The organism is Psychromonas algicola, from assembly GCF_004378355.1.
GTDB lineage: Bacteria > Pseudomonadota > Gammaproteobacteria > Enterobacterales > Psychromonadaceae > Psychromonas.
The window spans coordinates 1-449 of record NZ_SNUB01000097.1; the positions used below are offsets into that span (position 1 = coordinate 1).

Consider the following 449-nt stretch of genomic DNA (forward strand, 5'->3'; position numbering starts at 1 on the left):
CTTATAGTTCGACCGTTCCATTCCTTTAATAGATTCGTTAACTATTATATTAAATGGAACATGCTTCTGTTGGTTACGAATATTGAATTGCCAAACATACAATGTTTTTAACAAGACGTTCGAACCAACAGAACAACTCGCTTCAAAACGCATACTCAGGGATCGCCTACCACGACTATCTATAAGACCTGCGAGAAACGAGCATTAAGCACATTCCAACATTTACTTTACGCGGAGGAGCTCCAAAATGAAAGCATATAATGTTGATGATTTTGCTGTTTTAATCGGTATCGATTGGGCCGATAAAAAACATGATATCTGTGAACATCCAAACCACACTGAAATATATAATTACTCCATTATCAAACATAAACCAAAAGCATTGCATGAATGGGCAATGACACTTAAAACTCGTTACCCAAATAAACAAATAGCGGTTGTCTGTGAAT

Annotated in this window: 1 pseudogene; it reads left to right on the forward strand. The window is 36.3% G+C overall.

The annotated features are described in order from the left end of the window. Window positions 1-247 precede the first annotated feature (247 nt). Window positions 248-449, forward strand: a pseudogene (locus E2R67_RS16515) (IS110 family transposase); the annotation flags it as partial.